Origin of the sequence: Kribbella sp. NPDC050241 (genome assembly GCF_044459685.1) — a bacterium.
In the GTDB taxonomy this organism is placed as follows: Bacteria; Actinomycetota; Actinomycetes; order Propionibacteriales; family Kribbellaceae; genus Kribbella.
Genome location: NZ_JBITJE010000005.1, coordinates 198,028 through 217,391, shown reverse-complemented (window position 1 = coordinate 217,391; position 19,364 = coordinate 198,028). Strand labels below are relative to the sequence as shown.

Annotated in this window: 12 protein-coding genes; 7 read left to right on the top strand and 5 right to left on the bottom strand. The window is 68.2% G+C overall.

Annotated elements, in window-relative coordinates; translation table 11 throughout:
• Window positions 1-11 precede the first annotated feature (11 nt).
• On the bottom strand, window positions 12-1,412 hold the full coding sequence (locus ACIBG5_RS24620) for a glycoside hydrolase family 28 protein (RefSeq protein WP_396393813.1): 1,401 nt from the start codon (window positions 1,410-1,412) through the stop codon (window positions 12-14).
• A gap of 185 nt (window positions 1,413-1,597) precedes the next feature.
• Here ACIBG5_RS24620 and ACIBG5_RS24615 point away from each other — a divergent pair, with 185 nt between their 5' ends.
• From ACIBG5_RS24615 to ACIBG5_RS24605, 3 genes are read left to right on the top strand one after another with little or no spacing between them, the layout of a single operon-like run.
• Window positions 1,598-2,989 carry a glycoside hydrolase family 28 protein gene (locus ACIBG5_RS24615; RefSeq protein ID WP_396393812.1) on the top strand — a complete coding sequence of 464 codons (1,392 nt, stop codon included), beginning with the start codon at window positions 1,598-1,600 and terminating at the stop codon, window positions 2,987-2,989.
• Between the two features lie 11 nt (window positions 2,990-3,000).
• The gene (locus ACIBG5_RS24610) at window positions 3,001-4,416 is read left to right on the top strand and encodes a glycoside hydrolase family 28 protein (RefSeq protein ID WP_396393811.1); all 1,416 of its coding nucleotides are present in this window, start codon (window positions 3,001-3,003) and stop codon (window positions 4,414-4,416) included.
• Window positions 4,413-5,699, top strand: coding sequence for a glycoside hydrolase family 28 protein (locus tag ACIBG5_RS24605; RefSeq protein ID WP_396393810.1), 1,287 nt, complete (start codon window positions 4,413-4,415; stop codon window positions 5,697-5,699). Before ACIBG5_RS24610 ends, ACIBG5_RS24605 begins: the two co-directional genes overlap by 4 nt.
• 108 nt (window positions 5,700-5,807) lie before the next feature.
• Here the strand turns inward: ACIBG5_RS24605 and ACIBG5_RS24600 are convergent, their stop codons facing one another.
• Complete coding sequence (locus ACIBG5_RS24600; protein ID WP_396393809.1) at window positions 5,808-7,034, bottom strand: hypothetical protein; 1,227 nt, start codon at window positions 7,032-7,034, stop codon at window positions 5,808-5,810.
• Window positions 7,035-7,040: 6 nt separating this feature from the next.
• Entirely contained in the window at window positions 7,041-9,491 is a 2,451-nt protein-coding gene (locus ACIBG5_RS24595) for a pectinesterase family protein (protein WP_396393808.1), read from the bottom strand.
• A gap of 190 nt (window positions 9,492-9,681) precedes the next feature.
• On the opposite strand from ACIBG5_RS24595, the gene ACIBG5_RS24590 reads away from it, so the two are divergent.
• Window positions 9,682-10,701: a LacI family DNA-binding transcriptional regulator gene (locus ACIBG5_RS24590; protein ID WP_396393807.1), complete on the top strand. Its 1,020-nt coding sequence runs from the start codon at window positions 9,682-9,684 to the stop codon at window positions 10,699-10,701.
• Here ACIBG5_RS24590 and ACIBG5_RS24585 read toward each other — a convergent pair.
• Together ACIBG5_RS24585 and ACIBG5_RS24580 are read right to left on the bottom strand one after the other, a co-directional pair.
• Complete coding sequence (locus tag ACIBG5_RS24585; protein ID WP_396393806.1) at window positions 10,685-13,354, bottom strand: glycoside hydrolase family 78 protein; 2,670 nt, start codon at window positions 13,352-13,354, stop codon at window positions 10,685-10,687. The two genes, ACIBG5_RS24590 and ACIBG5_RS24585, sit on opposite strands and share 17 nt — an antisense overlap.
• On the bottom strand, window positions 13,351-15,099 hold the full coding sequence (locus ACIBG5_RS24580) for a hypothetical protein (protein WP_396393805.1): 1,749 nt from the start codon (window positions 15,097-15,099) through the stop codon (window positions 13,351-13,353). Before ACIBG5_RS24580 ends, ACIBG5_RS24585 begins: the two co-directional genes overlap by 4 nt.
• 123 nt (window positions 15,100-15,222) lie before the next feature.
• Between ACIBG5_RS24580 and ACIBG5_RS24575 the strand changes: the two genes are divergently transcribed.
• Genes ACIBG5_RS24575 through ACIBG5_RS24565 form a run of 3 tightly spaced genes read left to right on the top strand, consistent with a single transcriptional unit; the run spans window position 15,223 to window position 18,801 of the window.
• On the top strand, window positions 15,223-16,224 hold the full coding sequence (locus ACIBG5_RS24575; protein WP_396393804.1) for a zinc-binding dehydrogenase: 1,002 nt from the start codon (window positions 15,223-15,225) through the stop codon (window positions 16,222-16,224).
• Window positions 16,221-17,504: a RuBisCO large subunit C-terminal-like domain-containing protein gene (locus ACIBG5_RS24570; protein ID WP_396393803.1), complete on the top strand. Its 1,284-nt coding sequence runs from the start codon at window positions 16,221-16,223 to the stop codon at window positions 17,502-17,504. Before ACIBG5_RS24575 ends, ACIBG5_RS24570 begins: the two co-directional genes overlap by 4 nt.
• Complete coding sequence (locus tag ACIBG5_RS24565; RefSeq protein WP_396393802.1) at window positions 17,497-18,801, top strand: four-carbon acid sugar kinase family protein; 1,305 nt, start codon at window positions 17,497-17,499, stop codon at window positions 18,799-18,801. The genes ACIBG5_RS24570 and ACIBG5_RS24565 overlap by 8 nt, the downstream gene beginning before the upstream one ends.
• Window positions 18,802-19,364: the final 563 nt, after the last annotated feature.

Here is a 19,364-nt window from a genome sequence, read left to right as displayed (position 1 = left end):
GCGGGGTTTCGTCACCCCACCCTCGTGCCCGCGATCCAGACGTTCCGGATCGTCACATCGTCGGCGTACTGTACGACAGCTTCCGCAGCGACCTGGTCGAACGTGCTGTTCGTGACCGCCACCGAACGAATCCGCTGCGTCTCTGCTCCTACCATGCGATACGCCCGTTCGGCCCGGGCCACCCGGACCCGGTCGAACCGGATGTCGCGGACGTCGGGGAACAGCGACTGGTCGCCACCACCCTGGTAGCTGAAGGTGATCTCGAGGGGACGATACATCCACGCGCGGGAGTCGACGTCGGACAAGTCCACGTTGCGTACGTACCCGCCGCGCGTCGAGGTCGACTTCACGCACAGCACCCACTGGACGTACGCCTCCTCCGCGGCGGGGTCCGCCGGCATGTGCAGGCGGCGTACCCAGACGTCCTCGACCCCGCCGCTCATCTCGCTGCCGATCGCGACCGCGGCACCGCCGCTGACGACGGTGCAGTCCTCGATCAGGATTCCGCGCGAGGGCAGACCGAGCCGCCGGCCGTCCGCGTCCCGGCCGGACTTGATCGCGATGCAGTCGTCGTGCGTCTCGAACGTGCAGTCGCGGATGAGGACGTCGGTGCACGACTCCGGATCACAGCCGTCGCCGTTCGGGCCGAGGTTGCGCACTGTCACGCCCTGCACGGTGACGTTGTGGCACTCCAGTGGATGGATCGTCCACATCGGCGAGTTGAGCACGGTCACGCCCTCGATCAGCACGTTCGTGCACCGGAAGGGCTGGATGAAGCTCGGCCGGAGGTAGTGGCCGGCACCGAAGACGCGCTGCTCGACCGGGACCTGCTCGTTGTTCATCCGCTCCAGCTCGCCCCAGTCCGCGCGCTGGTTCGGCAGGCCGGTGTGCCAGCCGTACTGACCACTGCCGATCAGGTACCACCAGTGTTCGTTGTCGCCGGCGCCGTCGAGGACACCCGCACCGGTGATGCCGATGTCGGTCTGGCCCTCCGCCCGGATCAGCGACGAGTAGTTGTAAACCTCCACGCTCTGCCACCGGGTCCGGACGACGGGGAGATAGGCGGCCGGGTCGGTGCTGAACCGGAGCGTCGAACCGCGCTGCAGATGCAGGTCCACCCGGCTCAGCAACTGGATCGCTCCGGTGTGCCAGACCCCCGGAGGTACGACGACATGGCCGCCGCCGGACTCGTGACAGGCCCGGATCGCCGCGTTGATCCCGGCGGTCGCATCCGCCGGCGTCGCGCCGTACGACGTGATCGGGAACCACGCGTCGCGGAACCGCGGCGGCCGGATCCGCGCCCGGACGGCCTGCTCATGACCGGCATCAGAGGCGAGGGCGGGAACTCCGATGCCTGCAGCAACTACTCCACCGAGGCCGGCGCCGAGGATCTGACGGCGAGTGGGATGCATGGGCGGCACCTTCCGTTCGAGCTGGGCAGGCAAACCTTTGCCCGCAAGTATCCAAGAGATTCCGGGCCGGTCAAGAGTTCGTCCGCGCCAGCCGTTGACACCACGGGCCGGCGACGGCACGATCGGTTGCAATCGTTTGCATTCCGCATTGCCTTTCGAGGCATTGCCTTTCGAGGAGGCCGAGCATGTCCGCCCCAGTTCGTCGCCGTACTCTCCTGTTGGCCGGCGGAGCCCTTGCGATCGTCAGCGGAGGCACCGCCCCGGCCGCCGCCGGCCGTCCGTCCCTGGATCCCCAGGTCGACGCGATCCTGCGCCGGATCCGTCCACCGCGCTTTCGTGATCGGTGGTACGACGTGACCGACTTCGGCGCGGTCGGCGACGATTCGACCGACTGTACGGCGGCGATCCGGGCCGCCATCGAGACGTGTCACCGGCACGGCGGCGGCCACGTCGTCGTACCGGCCGGCAACTTCCGGACCGGCGCCGTCCACCTGCTCAGTCGGGTCGACCTGCACCTGGCTGCTGGGTCGCGGCTGGCGTTCAGCCAGGACCCGGCGGCGTACCTGCCTGTGGTCGCGACGCGCTACGAAGGGACGGAGTGCTACAACTACTCCCCCTTCGTCTACGCGTACGGACAGCGCGACATCGCAGTCACCGGCAGCGGTGTCCTCGATGGCCGGGCAGACGACACGCACTGGTGGGACTGGACCGGTGGGCCGCCGCCGAACGAGTCGCCGGACAAGACGCTGCTCATCCAGCTGGCGGCGGCCGGCGTACCCGTGAAGGAGCGGGTGTTCGGCGCCGGGCACTATCTCCGGCCGAACCTGCTCCAGTTCAACCGCTGCGAGAACGTGCTGCTCGACGGCATCACCGTCAAGGACTCACCGATGTGGAACATCCACCCGGTGCTGTGCCGCAACGTGACCATCCGGGACGTGGTCGTCGACAGCCCGAACGGGCCGAACAACGACGGCATCGATCCCGAGTCGTGCACCGACGTCCTGATCGAGGGCTGCACGATCTCCACCGGCGACGACTGCATCGCCTTCAAGTCCGGCAAGGACGCTGACGGCCGGCGGGTGAATGTGCCGACGCGGTACGCCGTCGTCCGCGACTGCGAGATGGCCGACGGGAACGGCGGCGTGACGGCGGGCAGCGAGACCAGCGGCGGCATCATGGACATCTTCGTCCGCGACTGCACGATGAGCAGCCCGCGGCTGGAACGCGCGATCCGGATCAAGAGCAACCCCGATCGCGGCGGCACGATCGCGAACATCGACGTACGCCGGGTGACGGTCGGGCAGGCCGCGGACTCGGTGATCGAGATCGTGCTCAACTACGCCAACGTCACCACCGGCGCCTACCCGCCGGACGTGCACGGCATCAGCATCAGCCAACTCACCGCCGCCGCGGCGCCGCGGGCGCTGAACCTGCTCGGCCTGCCCGACGACCCGCTCCGCGACATCCGGCTGCACGACTGCCGCTTCGACGCGATGAGCGAGGAGAACGTGATCCAGAACGTCGAAGGGCTGCGACTCGACCAGGTCTGGATCAACGGCACCCGCGTGGACAACTGAAGGAGCCCCGCATGCACGACAAGTTCAGCCGGAAGAACTTCCTCCGCCTAGGCACCGGTGCCGCCCTCGCCACCGCGCTGGGCTCTGCCTCGACAGCCTGGGCCGGGGCCGGGACTCCTGGGCCGGACACCGGGCCCGGCTGGGGTCACGTGGGTGACATCCTGCGCAACACCCGCCCTCCGCGCTTCCGCCCCCGCGACTTCCTGATCACGGCCTTCGGCGCGATCGCAGACGGCACGACCGATGCGACCGCTGCCATCGCGAAGGCGATCGACGCGTGTCACCGCTCGGGTGGCGGACGGGTCGTCGTTCCGCCTGGAACCTTCAGCACCGGCGCGATCCACCTGCAGTCCAACGTCGACCTGCACGTGTCGGACGGCGCGACGCTCCTGTTCAGCACCGATCCGGCGCAGTACCTGCCAGTCGTGCTGACCCGCTTCGAGGGCGCGGAGTGCATGAACTACTCGCCGCTCATCTACGCCCGCGACTGCGAGAACATCGCCGTCACCGGCACCGGCACGCTCGACGGCGGCGCGACCTGGGACGACTGGTGGTCCTGGGTCGGTCCGTCGAGCCCGGACGCGCAGGCGCTGCAGCAGATGGCCGAGGACGGCGTACCGGTGAAGGATCGTGTGTTCGGCGCCGGCCACTTCCTGCGCGCGGCGTTCATCGAGACCCAGTCCTGCCGGAACGTGCTGATCGAGGACGTGACGATCCTGCGGTCACCGTTCTGGGAGATCCACCCGGTGCTGTCGCGCAACATCACAGTGCGCGGCGTCCACATCGACAGCCGTGGCCCGAACAACGACGGCATCGACCCCGAGTCCTCGCAGTACGTCGTGATCCGTGACTGCGTCCTGGACTGCGGCGACGACTGCATCGCGATCAAGTCCGGCCGCGGCGCCGACGGCCTGCGGGTGAACGTGCCGTCGGAGAACATCCTGATCGAGAACTGCACGCTGAACATCCGGTACGGCGCGATCACCATCGGCAGCGAGATGACCGGTGGAGTGCGCAACGTGTTCGTCCGCAACTGCACGGTCGGCAGCCCGAACCTGTACTTCGGTCTGTACATCAAGACCAACTCGGTCCGCGGCGGTTACGCCGAGAACATCTACCTCGACAACCTGCAGATCTCCAACCTCACCAAAGAGGTGGTCTCCTGCAACTTCTACCGCAGCGAGGGCGACACCGGTCCGCTGACGCCACGGGTACGCAACGTCGAACTGCGCAACATCACCGTCGGCCACGCCCGGAACGCGTTCTCGATGTTCGGCTACCCGCGCTCGCCGATCCAGGACTTCCGGTTGATCGACTGCACGTTCACCAGCATCGACGACGTCAGCGAGATCCAGGACGTCGACATGTCGTTCCGCAACTTCACCGTCAACGGCCAGAAGATCACCGACCCGGCGCAACTGCTGTGACGGACGGCTGGTCGGACGCCGACCGTATCCTGGCCGACGTCCGACCGCCTGTCTTCCCAGACCGCGACTTCCCGATCACGGAGTACGGCGCGACGCCGCAGAACGCGACCGCCGGCCTCGCCCACGCCATTCGCGCGTGTCACGAGGCCGGCGGCGGCCGGGTCGTCGTACCTCCTGGGAGCTGGCATACCGGCGCGATCCACCTGCGGTCCGGGGTGAACCTGCACGTGTCCGACGGCGCGACGTTGTTGTTCAGCACCGATCCGACGCAGTACCTGCCGGTCGTCAAGACGCGGTACGAAGGGCTCGAGGTCTACAACTATTCGCCGCTGATCTATGCCAACGGGTGCACCGACATCGCGATCACCGGCACGGGCACGCTCGACGGCCAGGCCGGCTGGGACAACTGGTGGGGATGGTTCCACACCTGTGACGAGGACTTCGGACAGCTCCGCCAGCAGGCGGCGTTCGGCATCTCCGTGACGGAGCGGCTGTACGGCAGCGGGCACCACCTGCGGTCGAGCTTCATCCAGCCGTACGAATGCACGAACGTGCTGATCGAAGGCGTGACGATCGTCCGGTCGCCGTTCTGGCAGGTCCATCCGGTGCTGTGCCGGAACGTGACCGTGCAGGACGTCGTCATCGACAGCTGGGGTCCGAACAACGATGGCGTCGACCTCGAGTCATGCCGTTCGGTGATCATCCGCGGCTGCACGATCGACGCCGGCGACGACTGTGTCGCGCTCAAGTCCGGCCGGGAGGCGGACGGGCTGCTGGTGAACGTACCGACGGAGGACGTGCTGATCGAGCAGTGCGTGCTGCGGGTCAAGTACGGCGCGATCACCCTCGGGTCGGACCTGACCGGCGGGATCCGCAACGTGTTCGTCCGCGACTGCACAATCGGCGGCCAGAGCCTGTACTTCGGTCTCTACATCAAGACCAACGCGACCCGGGGCGGCTTCGCGGAGAACATCTATCTGAAGGACGTCACCATCTCGAACCTGCTGAAGGAAGTTGTCCAGTGCAACTTCTTCCGCGGGGAAGGTGACTCCGGGCCGCTCACGCCGTACGTCCGGAACGTCGAATTGCGCGGTGTCACCGTCCAGCACGCGCGCAACGCGCTGATGCTGCGCGGCTACCGCCGTTCCCCAATCGAGGACTTCCGGCTGATCGATTGCAGCTTCACCGTGGACTCCCCCAGCACGGTCCAGCACGCCGTGCTGACCTTCGACAACGTGACCGTCAACGGCCGGCCGATCAGCGACGTGCACCAGCTTCGCTGACCCGTACCGAAGAACGGGTAGTAGTCATCCCCGGCCGGCGTCCGCCCGCTCGACGCCCGGCGCACGGCTCGGCTCTGTCGGACCACTACCCGTTCTTCGGTACATCGCTCACGGGAGGTGGGCGCAGTGGACGTCCAGGTCCCAGAGGATGACGGACAGGGCGTACGGGCTGATCGTGTGATCGCCGTGGGTGGCGTCCTCGAGCAGCTCCCAGTGGCCGTTCGACTCGTTGCTGACGGCATCGGTGCCGATGACGGCGATCCGCTGCCGGACAGCTGCCTCGTAGGAGCGGTGACCGACGCCGTTGAAGCAGCACTCGTCAAAGCGATTGAGGATCTGGATCTGCCGGCGGTGCCTCCCGACCGCCGCGAGCGCGTAGAGGTCCGGGAAGTCGGCCAGTCCGTAGAATCCCGGCTGCATGTCCTGCCGCTGCTCCCAGTCCCCGCGCGTCGGGCTGGGCTTCGGTGAGCCCGGCCGGACGAAGAACGGCAACGATCCGGCTGTCGGGTAGGACCGGGTGATTCGCGGATCGAGCGCCGGGTAGATGGTCGTCGCCCAGCCACCGCCGGACAGTCCGACCATCTGCACCGACGACGGCCGGTAGGACTTCTGGACGTAGTTCGCCGACACCGCGAGCGGCTCGAGGAACAGCGCGAGCGGTGAGTACGACGCGGATTCCCACTGCGGGAGATCGTTGTGTGACGGCTGCAGCTGCACCGACGGGTCGGCCGGGTCCTGGATGGTCTTCGGGTTCCAGTGGTAGAAGGGCATCGCGAACAGCAGCACTGTGTAGCCGTGGTCGAGCAGCCCCTGCGCCACCCGCTGCATCGTGTCGAGCGGCTCGCCGTGCCCGTTGTGGTAGAACGCGACCCGGCGATGCTCGCTCCGCGTCGGCGCCAGGACGAAGACGGTTGCGACGTACCCGAACGGCATCGCCACTTCGAGCCGGTCGTAGCGACGTACGCCGGTGAACGCGGGCAACTCGGCCGGCACACCGACGTCCCGTCGTACCGTCGGAAGACCGGTCGGCATGACACCGGTGTCCTTCCAGACCTGGGCGACCAGCTGCGGACGAAGCGCGTCGGCGTCCGCGGCGGTGTGGATCTTCATCAGGTCCTCGACGTCGACCCCGACGACCACCTCAGGCAGAGTCTTGTACACCGCAGCGTGGGCGGCGGCGACCTCGACGTTCACCGGTGCGACGGGGCGCGGTGCCGATCCGCCCGCCGGTGCGGTGGGTGTGTCAGCGGACGCCACGGCCGGCCAGCCGGTTGCGGTGGTGGCGGTCACGGCGAGAGCTCCTCCGAGCACGGATCTGCGATTGACGATGCTCATTCTGGTTCACCTTTCGGGGCGGGGAACGACCGGGTGCCAGCCGCCGAAGACGTACGACGGGTCGCGCAGCTGCGCCGCCTCGTCGTCGCCGAGCTGCCGGGAGCACGCCAGTCGTGCACTGGTGTCGAGTGGGCGGCCGGCGAGGTCGGTGCTGTGGTACTCCCAGAACCGGATCTGACCGGCGGCCGCGCAGTCGTTGGGGCTGGTGATCTGGAAGCCGGTCGTCTTCACGTGGCTGTCCATTGCGGAGTCGATGAAGACGACCTGGCTGGTCGGGAACCGGCTGAGCTCGGCCCGCGCGAGGAACACGCTGTCGTCGAGCACCTCGGGACCACGGGTCAGCCGGACCCGGACGAAGATGTTGCCGGGACCGTTGTCGGTGTTGCGGACCTGGTTGTAGTAGCCCTCGTGCAGCGCCTTCAGCTCCGAGTCCTGCAGGAAGACACCGCCGGTCCCCCAGACGAAGTCCACATCGCCCTCGACATAGCTGTCGGTCACGAAGGCCTGTCCCTGCAGCCGCAGGCTGTCCTGGTACCCGAGGATCCGGACCCGGGCGAGCACCATCCGGCTGCCGTTGCCGAAGAACGCCTCGGCCTGGGACCCGCGGTACGGCGTGAGGTTCTGCACGGTCACGTCCGTCATCGTGAAGTCGTCGGCGAACACGCCCATCGCAGCGCGCCAGCAGTTGAAACGATCCGACTGCGGGATGACGCGGCGCTGACAGTACGCCTGCTCGATCGGCACGTTCGCCATCGCGGAGTCGCCGTTCAGCAGGTTGTTGTTCGGGTAGCCGATCACCGTCCGGCCGGCGCCCGCGCCCACGATGGTGATCCCGGGTTTGGTCGGCGGAACCCAGACCAGCTCACGGTAGAGGCCCGGCGCGACGTTGATCGTCGCCTTGTCGCCCTCGGTCACGAAGTCGATCGCAGCCTGCACTGTGCAGAAGTCCGCGTGACCGTTGCCGTTGACACTCAACCGGCTGTCGGTCCGCGGGTCCTGCCGGCTCCGGAACGTCCAGTCACTGGGCTTCGTGATCCCGGGGTGGCCGACGACGAACCCTGGATCAAGCGTCACGTAGTACACCTGCCCGGGCGCGAGCCGCCGATGCGGACGGATCGAGACGGTGCGGCCGTCGACGACCACCGGCTGGTACGTCCACGTGTGCAGCTCACCGAAGTCGGTCCGCGCGTCACCGACCGAGCGCTGGTACGAGGCGAGATCCGCGAGGTCGATGGTGTCGACGACCTCGCCGCCGGCCTTGTGGATCTGGAGTCGGCCGCGGACACCGAGTCGGACCGGTCCGCGGAAGGTCATCGTCAGCGGGGTGTCAGAGCAGGTGGCATTCGCCGTACCCCTTGGTGACAGCTTGGCGGTGTCACCGGAGTGGCTCGGCTGCCAGCCGGTGAGGCGTTCGAGCACCGTGGTCAGCTTGGCGGCCGCGACCTGGTGGCCCTGGACGTTGGGGTGGGTGCTGCCGTTGTAGTCGTCCGGCCCGAGCCAGCCGGTCGTGTCGACGTACACGATCCTTCGGTCCTTCGCGGCGCGGACCGCGGCGGCGATGCCGGCCGCGTGCGTGCCGTTGAAGGGGCGCAGAGCAACGATCAGGGTGTGCGGATCGGCGACGCGGATCTTGCGGAGATAGGCGAGGTACGCCGGGGTGAACTCGGCGCTGTCGTAGGCGCCGTCATTCGTGCCGAAGTTGACGACGACGACGCCGGGGTCGGCCGGCTCGGCCGGGAAGCCGGCCAGGTTCCAGCCGAACGAGTCTGCCGCCGTGCCGACATTGCCGTGACCAGGCTGGAGGATGCCCTGCTTGCCGAAGCCGACCTGGTTCGTGTCCGCGCCGAACGCTTCACCGACCAGATGCGGGTAGCTCTTGCTCCCATCGGCACAGTCACTGCCGAGCTCCGCGCACAAGGCCATCACGCCCTGGGTGATCGAGTCGCCGTAGAACTCGATGCGATGCTCGGCCGTCGTCGGCAGCGGGACCAGGTGTGCCAAAGGGGCCAGTTCGATCTTCTCCAGGACGACGCCGGACTGCAGTGGCACCGTCCAGCGGTTCGCGTACTCGTCCACGTCCTTGACCACGATCTCGGCCGAGTGCGCGAAGGCCGGATCGAGTCCTTCGGCGAAGACCTTGTGGTCCTCGTCGACCTTCACCAGCACCGGATCGCCGCCGTCGATCGCGACGTACAGCTGGGCCGGGTTCGTGATCGCCTCGGTGTCGAACCAGGCGCCGAGCCGGTCACCGGTGAAGCGGAACCTCAGCGACGAGCCGGAGTTCACCGTGATCGCCACGTCGTCGTCGCGGCCCCAGTGACCGTCCAGCTCGATCCGCGGATCGAACGGTCCGAACGTCGCGGGGTTGTCGGCGGCGATCGCCGTACCGGCCGGCACGGTCAGGGTCGCGAGGCCCAGCAGGACGGCCAGGCACAGGCTGAACAGGCGGTTTCTCACGGTGGTCTCCTCGCGCGGACCGCCGTGGCAGATGCCCGGGGCGGTGGGCGGGTAATCCTTTTCCTCGGCTACCGTCGCAGCGCTGCGGGGCTGCGTCAAGACCTCGGAAGGCAGAATCGGCCGGAAACGGGAAAAGGTTTACATCGCTGTGGTGGCAGCGATCGTGGCGCGGACATGGTCCAATGATCCGGTGAGAAAGCCGACCAGCGACCGTACCTCCGCCGGCCGGGCCACGATCCACGACGTGGCCCGGCTCGCGGAGGTGTCGACGGCGACCGTGTCCCGGGTGCTCAGCGGCGGCAAGCCGGTCTCGCCGCAGGTGGCCGACCGGGTGCGCGCCGCCGCGCAGGAGGTCGGGTACCGGCCCAACCCCGCGGCGCAGACGCTGTTGCGCGGCAGCAGCCAGACCATCGGCGTGGTGGTGCCCGACCTGGGCAACCCGTACTTCGCCGAGATCCTCAAGGGCATCGCGGCCGAAGCCGCCGGCGACGGGCATCACACGCTGGTCGCCGGGACCGAGGAGGATCCGGAGCAGGAGTACCGGTCTGCGATCGAGCTGGCCCGCTGGGTCGACGGCCTGTTGCTGTGTGCGCCGCGGATGAGCGCTCCACAGCTCAAGGAGGTCGCCGAGGCCAGCCGCCGGCTGGTGCTGATCAACCGGGTCCTGCGCCATCCGTCAGTTGGAGCCGTGGTCGTCGACTATCACCACGGAGTCCGGGAGCTGTGTGCCCACCTGGCGTCGCTCGGGCACGAGCGGATCGTGTACCTGGAAGGGCCGGCGGCTGCCTGGTCCGATCAGCAACGGCAGCGTGGCTTCCGCGCGGCCGGTCTGCCGGTGACCCGGGTGGCGTGCGGCTCGTCCCTCCGCGACGGGTATGCGGCGGTCGACGAGGCGCTGACCCACGAACCGACCGCACTGATCGCCTTCAACGATCACGTTGCTGTGGGAGTGCTGAGCCGGCTGCGAGAGCTGGGTGTCACGGTGCCGGACGACCTGTCCGTGGTCGGTATCGACGACGCTCCGATGAGCGCCCACACCGACCCCGGACTCACGACATACGCCGTCTCGACGGTGGAGCTGGGCCGCCAGGCGTGGCAGCACTTCAGTCCAACCGCCTCGACGGCGACTACTCACCTGTCGGGTGAGCTGGTGGTTCGGGGGTCGACGGCCCGGCCGCGACGGCGTCGTACGGTCAAGCCGTCGCGGTGAAGCTGTAGGTGCCCGAGCTGACTGTGCAAACCTGCTGACCCAGTGGTTGTCCGGACTCGCGGACCGAGTCGGGGTCCGGGGTCGGGACGTGGACCGTCGCGGTCGCTCCTGGTGGCACGACGACGTCCAGACGGAGTACGCCGTCGGTGATCTCCCAGCGAGTGGAGACTCTGCCCGCCGGTGTGTCGTAGGAGCCCTGCGCCCAGGTCAGGCGGCCGCCCGGGCGCGGCCTGATCACCAGGTCCCGGAAGCCCACCGACTCCGGTGACTGGCTGATCCCGGCGACGTCGGCGTACAGCCATTCGCCGACCGAGCCGAGTGAGTAGTGGTTGAAGGAGTTCATCGCGACCGGGCCGAAGCCGTCCTCCTCGGTCCAGCCGTCCCAGCGCTCCCAGATCGTCGTCGCGCCGTGCTTGATCGAGTAACCCCAGGACGGATACCGGTCGTCGTGCAGCAGGTCGTACGCGAGGTCGGAATGCCCGTACCTCGTCAGGATCGGGCACAGCAGCGCGACTCCGGCGAACCCGGTCGTCAGCGAACGGTCCCTCCGCTCCAGATCAGCGACGAGGTGCTTGACCGCCGCGTCCTCTTCGGGAATCAGTCCGAAGGCCAGTGGCAGCAGATAGCCGGTCTGGGTGTCACCACGGACCTTGCCCTCGGCATCCACGAACTCCTTCCGGAATGCTCGCCCGATCTGCTCCCACAGCTCGCCGTACGCGGAGGCTTCCTCCTCGAGACCGAGCACCCGAGCGGCCGCGGCGGTGAACTCGACACTGCGGGCGAAGTAGGCGGTCGCGAGGACGTCCCGGTCAGTGCGGACGCCGACCTGCAGCCAGTCGCCGTAGTGCCCGCTGGTGCGGTTGCGCCAGATCAGGTCCGGGTTGGCGCGGTGAACGTAGTCGACCCAGCGCCGCATCGACGGCCAGGCCTTCCGCAGTACGCGGTCGTCGCCGTACATGCGGTAGAGCGTCCACGGCACGATGGTCGCCGCGTCGGCCCAGGCCGGTGTGCCGTGCCGTCCGAGGATGACATGCGGGATCACGTCGGGGATCGCGCCTTCATCGGTCTGCGCCGTGGCGAGGTCGGCGAGCCAGTTGTCGAAGAAGGTGAGGACATCGGCCTGGTACGCCGCTGTGGGCAGGAAGATCTGCGCATCCGCGGTCCAGCCGAGTCGCTCGTCGCGCTGCGGGCAGTCGGTCGGGACGCTGACGAAGTTGCCGCGCTGGCCCCAGCGGATGTTGCTCAGCAGTTGGTTGACGCCCGGATCGGAGCACTCGAAGCGCCCGGCGACCGGAGTGTCGGAGTGGAGCGCCCGACCGGTCACGTCATCCGTGGTGAGCTCGCCCGGGTAGCCGTCGATCTCGACGTACCGGAAGCCGTGGACGGTGAAGATCGGTTCGAAGGACTCCTCTGCGGCGCCGGCGCTGACGAAGTAGTCGGTGGCGTCGGCGGTGCGGAGGTTGGCGGTGTAGAGCTCTCCGTCGGACTCGAGCATCTCGCCATGCCTCAGGCGGATGCGGTCGCCGGCTTGTGCGCCGCGGATGCGCAGGCGGATGCGACCGGCGATGTTCTGACCGAGGTCGACGATGAAGCGGCCGGGGCCACGCGCTGTGACCTCGGTGGCCGGCAGGTCCTCGGTGACGCGCACTGGTTCGGTGGTGGCGGCGATCAGGGTGGACGGGTCGGCGCCCAGGTCGCCCACGGGCGCCCAGCCGGTGGCGTCGTACCCGGGGCTCGACCAGTCGCCGAGCTCGAGTCGGGCGTCGTACGACTCGCCCATCAGCAGGTCGGCGAAACGGATCGGACCGGGGCGTTCGACCCAGCTCGCGTCCGTCGCGACGACAGTGCGGGAGCCGTCCGGGTGGTCGACGACCAGTTGCGCGAGCAGTTGCGGCTTCTTGCCGTAGTGGTGCGCGTGACTGCGGGTGTCCCAGCCGACGTACCCGGACCACCAGCCCTCACCGAGCACCGCACCGATGACGTTCTCGCCCTCACGCAGGAGGTGCGTGACGTCGTACGTCTGGTAGGCGAGGCGCTCGCGGTAGTCCGTCCAGCCCGGTGTCAGCTCGTCGGCACCAACGCGCTCACCGTTGGCGCTGAGTTGGTAGAGGCCGTGCGCTGTGGCGTAGACGCGGGCTCTCGCGACCGGCTGCTGCAGCTCGAAGGAGCGGCGGTAGTAGCGCGGCGGTGCGATGGTGGCCTGGCGCACCGACCGCGGCTCTGCACGGTCGACCGGGGGCTCGAACTTCGGATCGGTGTCGTAGTCGTGTTCGAGCCAGTGCGCCTCCCACTCGTTTTGGTTGAGGAGACCGGTGGCAAACGTTGCCGATGCCTCGGCCTGGTTGCCGGCGGCGTCCCGGACCTCCAGCGTCCATACGTAGTCGGTCTGCGACGTGAGCGGTGCGCCACCGTGGTCGACGTACGTCCGGTCGTCGGTCCGCCAACCGGAGTCCCAGACCTGTACGCCGTCACGCAGCAGACGGACCCGGAACGCGTCCTGGCGGTCGCCACGCACCGGTGACGCCAGCCGCCAGCTCAGCCGGGGACGGTTGGACCCGATGCCCAGCGGTGTGATCCGGTGCTCGCAGCGCAGGTCGTACGGCGTCAGTGCTTCGACTGTCGGTGGATCGGTCAGCAGCCAGCCAGTTGTCACCAGGACCACTCCGTCTCGGGTCGGTGGAGTTCGTAGTCGCGCAGACCGCCGGCGTGTTCCGGCCGATCGCCGTACATCGGCCGGGACCGGCCGGGCGGATCGATCGCGACCACGTCGTCGCCACGCCAGCTGGTCCGGAATTCGTTGCCGGCGGCAAACTCGGTCGTGGTCTGCTTGACCATCGGGAAGGTCACCGTGATCCGCTCCCCGGGCCGCGGCTGCGGGATCGCGAGGTAGCCGTCCGGCGCCCAGATGCGCTCGGCGCCGGTGCGTGTCTCATCGCCTCGCTTGAGCGTCAGCCGCGCGTACCCCGCCCACTCCGGGATCCGGACACGCAGTTCCTCCACCGGCTCGTTGATGTGGAGCTCGACCTTGCCCTCGACCGGCAGGTGGCTCAGGACATCGACTGCGTGATGCGCGCGGGTGAGGAGCAGGTTGACGCGGGTGACCTCGGCGTCGCCGGTGACGATGCTGTTCCACGCCCAGAAGAGTCCGCGAACGCCGGAACCGACGCAGCACGCCTGTACGTCGTTGGTGTGGCCGCGGCCCAGGGGTACGTCGGAGACGTAGTCGTTCGGAGCGCCGTACCCGCAGAACGCGCCCAGGACCCGCTCGCCCACGTCGACGTACGTCCGCCAGCCCGGCTCGTCACCCGACCGGTCCGGAGCGGACTCCACCCAGCTCACGTCGCGCAACTGCGACGCTGCGAGGTGGTTGCGGACGAATCGCTCCACCACTGACCAGTACGACGTCAGTCCGTTGCCGGCAAGCGTCGTACCCAGTCCGATGAGGTCGACGAGTGAGCAGGTCTCATGCTCGTAGCGCTGGTCGGCCAGGTCACCTGGCGTCCAGCCGTACCTGGTGGCCTGGGTGAGCACCCAGTCGTAGCTGCGTCTGGTGAACTCGGTCAGACCGTGGTCGCCGGTGTGTCTGGCGAGTCTGGCGAGTCCCTCCAGCGTGCCGACGCGGGTGTGGAAGTGGCCGCTGCGGTACGCGCGGGCCGGGTTGAAGCTGCCGTCGGGGAGGAACACGCCGCTCTTGTCGATGATGAGACGCGCGAACCACTCGCACAGCTCGAGAGCTTCGCTGTTGCCGGTCGCCTGGTGGTACCGCAGCAGCGGCATGATCAGGCGGCCGGAGAAGGACGCGGGGTCGGGCGCGAGGTGGAGGTCGATGGCGTTCGACGAGGGCCAGCCTTCGGTGGTGTACTCCGAGGCCGGGTAGAACCAGACGTCGCGTTCCTTGATGGCGATCCGCTTCAGTGCCGCGACTTGTGCGTCTGCTGCCTTCTGTGCTTCCGGATCGCCGGTGGCAACGACCGTGGTCGTCAGGGCGAGCAGAGTGGCGCGCTGGTCGATCAGATTGGCGTGCGGCAGCCAGTGACCGCGCGGGTGGACGCGGCGGTACGTCAGACCGTCGTCGCCGAGCAGTGCGAACAGGGTCTGCCGGTAGCGGTCGGCAACGGCGTCCCAGTGTGGGTCCCAGTGCGGGTTGCTGTCTGGCTCGCTGTGGGGGTTGCTGTCCTTGCCGCCGGTCATCTGGCGGGCCAGCAGGATCGCATCGGTCAGCCGGCCGTGGCTGGAGCCGTAGTCCCAGTCGCCGTGGTCCAGCCGGGCCGGACGGGACAGCAGGTTCGCGCTGAAGAACGGGATGCCGTCCAGGTCCTCGTCGGCCAGGCCGGTCACCGCGTTCATCGCCAGCGCGGCCCGCTCCTCGAGCAGCAGGGTCGCCGGGATCGTCGCCATGAGGAAAACCTTTACCCCCAGCCGGGGCGATGTCAACGGGCTATCCACAGATTGGCTGATCGGCCTTGTTTTCTTGAGGTTTCCCGGCGGAGACTGGCGGGACCCGATCGAAGGAGAATGCTGATGAGGGCAGCTGTGCTGGAGGCACCGCGACAGGTCTCGGTGAGTGAGGTGCCGGATCCGGACGTTGGTGGAGACGTGCTGCTTCGGATGCGTGCGGTCGGGTTGTGTGGGTCCGACCTGCATACCTGGCTCGGGCACCACCCGTTCCGGAAGCCGCCTGTCGTGCTCGGACATGAGGGTGCCGGTGAGGTGGTGGCGTCGGGCGACTCGCGCTTCGGCATCGGCGATCGAGTCGCCGTACTGCCTGCGTTGTCGTGCTGGGAGTGCACGCGCTGCGAGGCCGGGAATCCTCATCTGTGCGTGCACAAACGGGTCCCGGGCAGCGGCTGGCCCGGGATGCTCAGTGAGTACTTCGTCGCGCCGGCGCGAGTGCTGGTGCCGTTGAGCGACGAGATCGGGTACGACGAGGGCGCGATGATCGAGCCGGTCGCGGTGGCCTGGCACTCGACGTCCGGGGTGCGGGCGGGTGATGCGGTCGCTGTGCTCGGTGGTGGGGCGATCGGGGCGCTGGCCGCTGCTGTTTCGCGACAGCGTGGGGCTCGTGCGGTGCTGGTGAGCGACATCAAGCAGCACAATCGGGACTTCCTTGCGTCGCAGGGCGTTGATGCGGTGGTGGATCCGTCTGACTTGGAGGTTGCCGGGGCTGAGGTCAGTGGTGGTGACGGGTTCGACGTGGTCGTGGTGGCGTCCGGGCATCCGAGTTGTCTGGCGGAGGCGTTGGCGCTGTGCCGGCCGCGGGGGCAGGTGGTGCTGCTGCCGATGTTCGGTGCGGCGCTGACGGTGGATCTGAATCCTGTGGTGCTGAAGGAGGTGACGATCCAGGGGTCGACGATCTACACGCCGGCGGATTTCGCTGCTGCGGCTCGGTTGGTGAACCATCGTGTGCTGGACGTCCGGCCCTACATCACGTCGGTCGTCGGGTTGGGCGAGGTGCCCGGTGTACTGGAGGCGATCGATGCCGGCTCAGACCACGTCAAGACCCAGATCGACCCGACCCGATGAGCCGGTCGGAGGTCGTCGCGACGTACCTGGTGGAGAGCTACCTCCCGCTGGAGCAGGCCGCGGAGGTGATCGCAGGCGAACAGTCAACAGGCACGTTCGTAGCGGTCGCCCGCGAGACACCCGAACTACGCGACCGCTTCGCAGCCCGAGTCGTCGGGATCGAGCCCGCCGCGTCCTCGGGTGCTGATCTTCCTGGTGCGATTCGGCCGGCGGGGGCGCGGCGGCGGAGCGGGCTGGTGCGGATCGCCTTCGGATTGGACAACTTCGGCCCGTCCCTGCCGAACCTTCTGGCCGCGGTCGCCGGAAACCTCTTCGAACTCCGCCAACTCGCCGGCATCCGACTGGTGGACCTGTCCTTGCCTGACGCGTTCGCCGATCGCTACCCAGGTCCGCAGTACGGCGTAACCGGCACCCGGCGTCTGCTCAACCGACCAGACGGCGTCCTGCTAGGCACCATCGTGAAGCCAAGCATCGGCCTGCCAGCCGAAGAGTTGCGGATCCTCGTCCGCGAACTGGCCGAGGCCGGCATCGACTTCATCAAAGACGACGAACTGATGGGCAACCCACCACACTCACCACTCGCCGACCGAGTCAGGGTGGTATCCGAGGAACTGGACAAAGTCGCGGCCCGCACCGGACGACGCCCGATGTACGCCTTCAACATCACCGACGACCTGGACCGAATGGCCGCCAACCACGACCTGGTCCACGCTGCCGGCGGAACCTGCGTCATGGTCTGCATCAACCTCATCGGCCTAGCCGGCCTCGCGTGGCTGCGCGAGCGCTGCGCCCTCCCCATCCACGGCCACCGCGCCATGACCGGCGTCTTCACGCGAGCACCACAACTCGGCATCGACTTCGTCGCCTGGTCCAAGCTGGCGCGCCTGGCCGGTGCCGACCACCTTCACACCAACGGCCTGTCCAACAAGTTCTACGAAACAGACGACGAGGTACTCCGCTCAATCACCGCAGTCCGCGAACCGCTCCTGGGCGGCTACCAAACCCTCCCCGTCCTCTCGTCAGGCCAGACCCCCGGCCTGGCCCCGGAAACCTACCGCCGAACCGGCACCACAGACCTCCTGGTCCTCGCCGGCGGCGGCATCCACGGCCACCCTGACGGCCCCGCCGCCGGCGTCACCGCCCTGCGAGCCGCCTGGCAATCCACCACCTCCGGCCGCAACCTCACCGAAACCGCCCAGCAGGTCCCCGCCCTCCAACGAGCCCTGGAAACCTTCGGCCCCACCAGCACATCCGGAGCGAACGGAGGCGGGCGTGGTTGAGGTTGCGTTCTACGGGGACGACTTCACCGGGTCGACTGATGCGCTGGCCCAGTTCACCCGGGTGGGGCTCAGTGGTGTCCTGCTGGTGACGATGCCTGCGTGGGACGAGCTGCAGGTGTTGGCCCGGCAGTACGACGTGATCGGGGTGGCCGGGATCGCGCGCTCATTGCCACCCGACGAGCAGGAAGCCGAGATCCGCCCGATCCTCCAGGCCTTGCGCGACCTCGATCCGCGCTTCGTCCAGTACAAGGTCTGCTCGACCGCCGACTCCTCCCCCACCCTCGGCAGCCTCGGCCGCGCCCTGGAAGTCGGCCGCTCCATCTTCGGCCCAGCCGTCGTACCAATCCTCATCGCACAACCAGACCTGGGCCGCTACACAGTCTTCAGCCACCACTTCGCCGCGGAAGCAGGCACCATCCACCGCCTCGACCGCCAACCCACCATGTCGTCCCATCCCGCCACCCCCATGCACGAATCCGACCTCCGCCTGCACCTGGCGAACCAAACCAACCTCCGCATCGGCGCCATCCACCTAACGTCCTACGCCGACCTCCCCGACCACTACACCAAGTCGACGTACGACGCCCTCATCCTGGACGCCCTCACAGATGGCGACCTCCAAACCATCGCCCGCACAATCCTCACCCCACCCACCACCCCCACCTTCGCCATAGGCTCCGGCGGCCTCTCCAAAGCCCTAGCCACAGCCCTCACCACCCCGACCACGCAGCAGACGAACCACGCGATGCTTGGTCGGGATGGCCAAGCACGGGTGGGCCGTGTCGCTGGGCAGGTGCTGGTGGTGTCCGGCAGCCAGTCGCCTCGGACCGCCGAACAGATCGCCCGCGCGGTTGCGTCCGGCTGGCATTCATTGCCGCTCACCTACCCACCGACCGCGGACCCCGACGGCTCACCCGCGGTCGCCCCCGAAGCAGTTCGCGCACTGAAGGCTGGTGCACCTGGGGTCGTGGTGCACACGGGCGAGGCAACTGGCCGAGCCACGGGCGAGCTGCTCGGTGCCTTCAGCAAGGAACTGGCCGCAGTCGTGCGGGAAGTCGTTCGCAACACACAGGTGCGAAGAGTTGTGGTCGCCGGCGGCGACACATCCGGCCGTGTACTCCGCGATCTCAGAGTCACCGCACTCGAACCATCGCCCACCACCCCGAGCCACCTAGGCCAAGGCCTCACACTCTGCACCGCGATCACCGCAGAGCCTCAACTCAACGGCACCCAGTTCCTCCTCAAACCCGGCCAACTCGGCGACCCAAACCTCTTCGAAGCCCTACGCCAGGCCTGACCGCCCCCACGCCAGCATGCTGCGCCCCAACAGCACCCCCGGACGGCTGAAGCCGGACACTGCGCCAGACGGCGAGACCGGCGTCCCGGCGGCAGTCCCCAAGAGCCGACGCTCCCGGCTGCGATACGCCGAAACGCAGACTGCGAAGCGGCTCCGCCTGCACGTCACTCCTGCACGTACGGACGCGAGGCGGCAGAACAGAACGCCTCGCGGTCCCATGCACACACTCCCACGCACCCCCGCACAGACCGACGCGACGCGGCGGAATCAGAACGCGAGGCGGGTCCATGCACACCCTCACACACCCCCGCACAGACCAACGCGACGCGACGGAAAGCAGAACGCGAGCTGGGTCCGCACAGAGCTTCATGCTCCTCCCCGGACGGACGTAGCGCGACGGAAGCAGAGTGCCAGGTGGATCCGTGCAGACCTTCACACCCGCACAGACGGACGTGACGCGGCGGGAAGCAGAACGGCAGACGGATCCGTGCAGACCTTCACACCCGCACAGACGGACGTGACGCGGCGGGAAGCAGAGCGCCAGGTGGATCCGTGCAGACCTT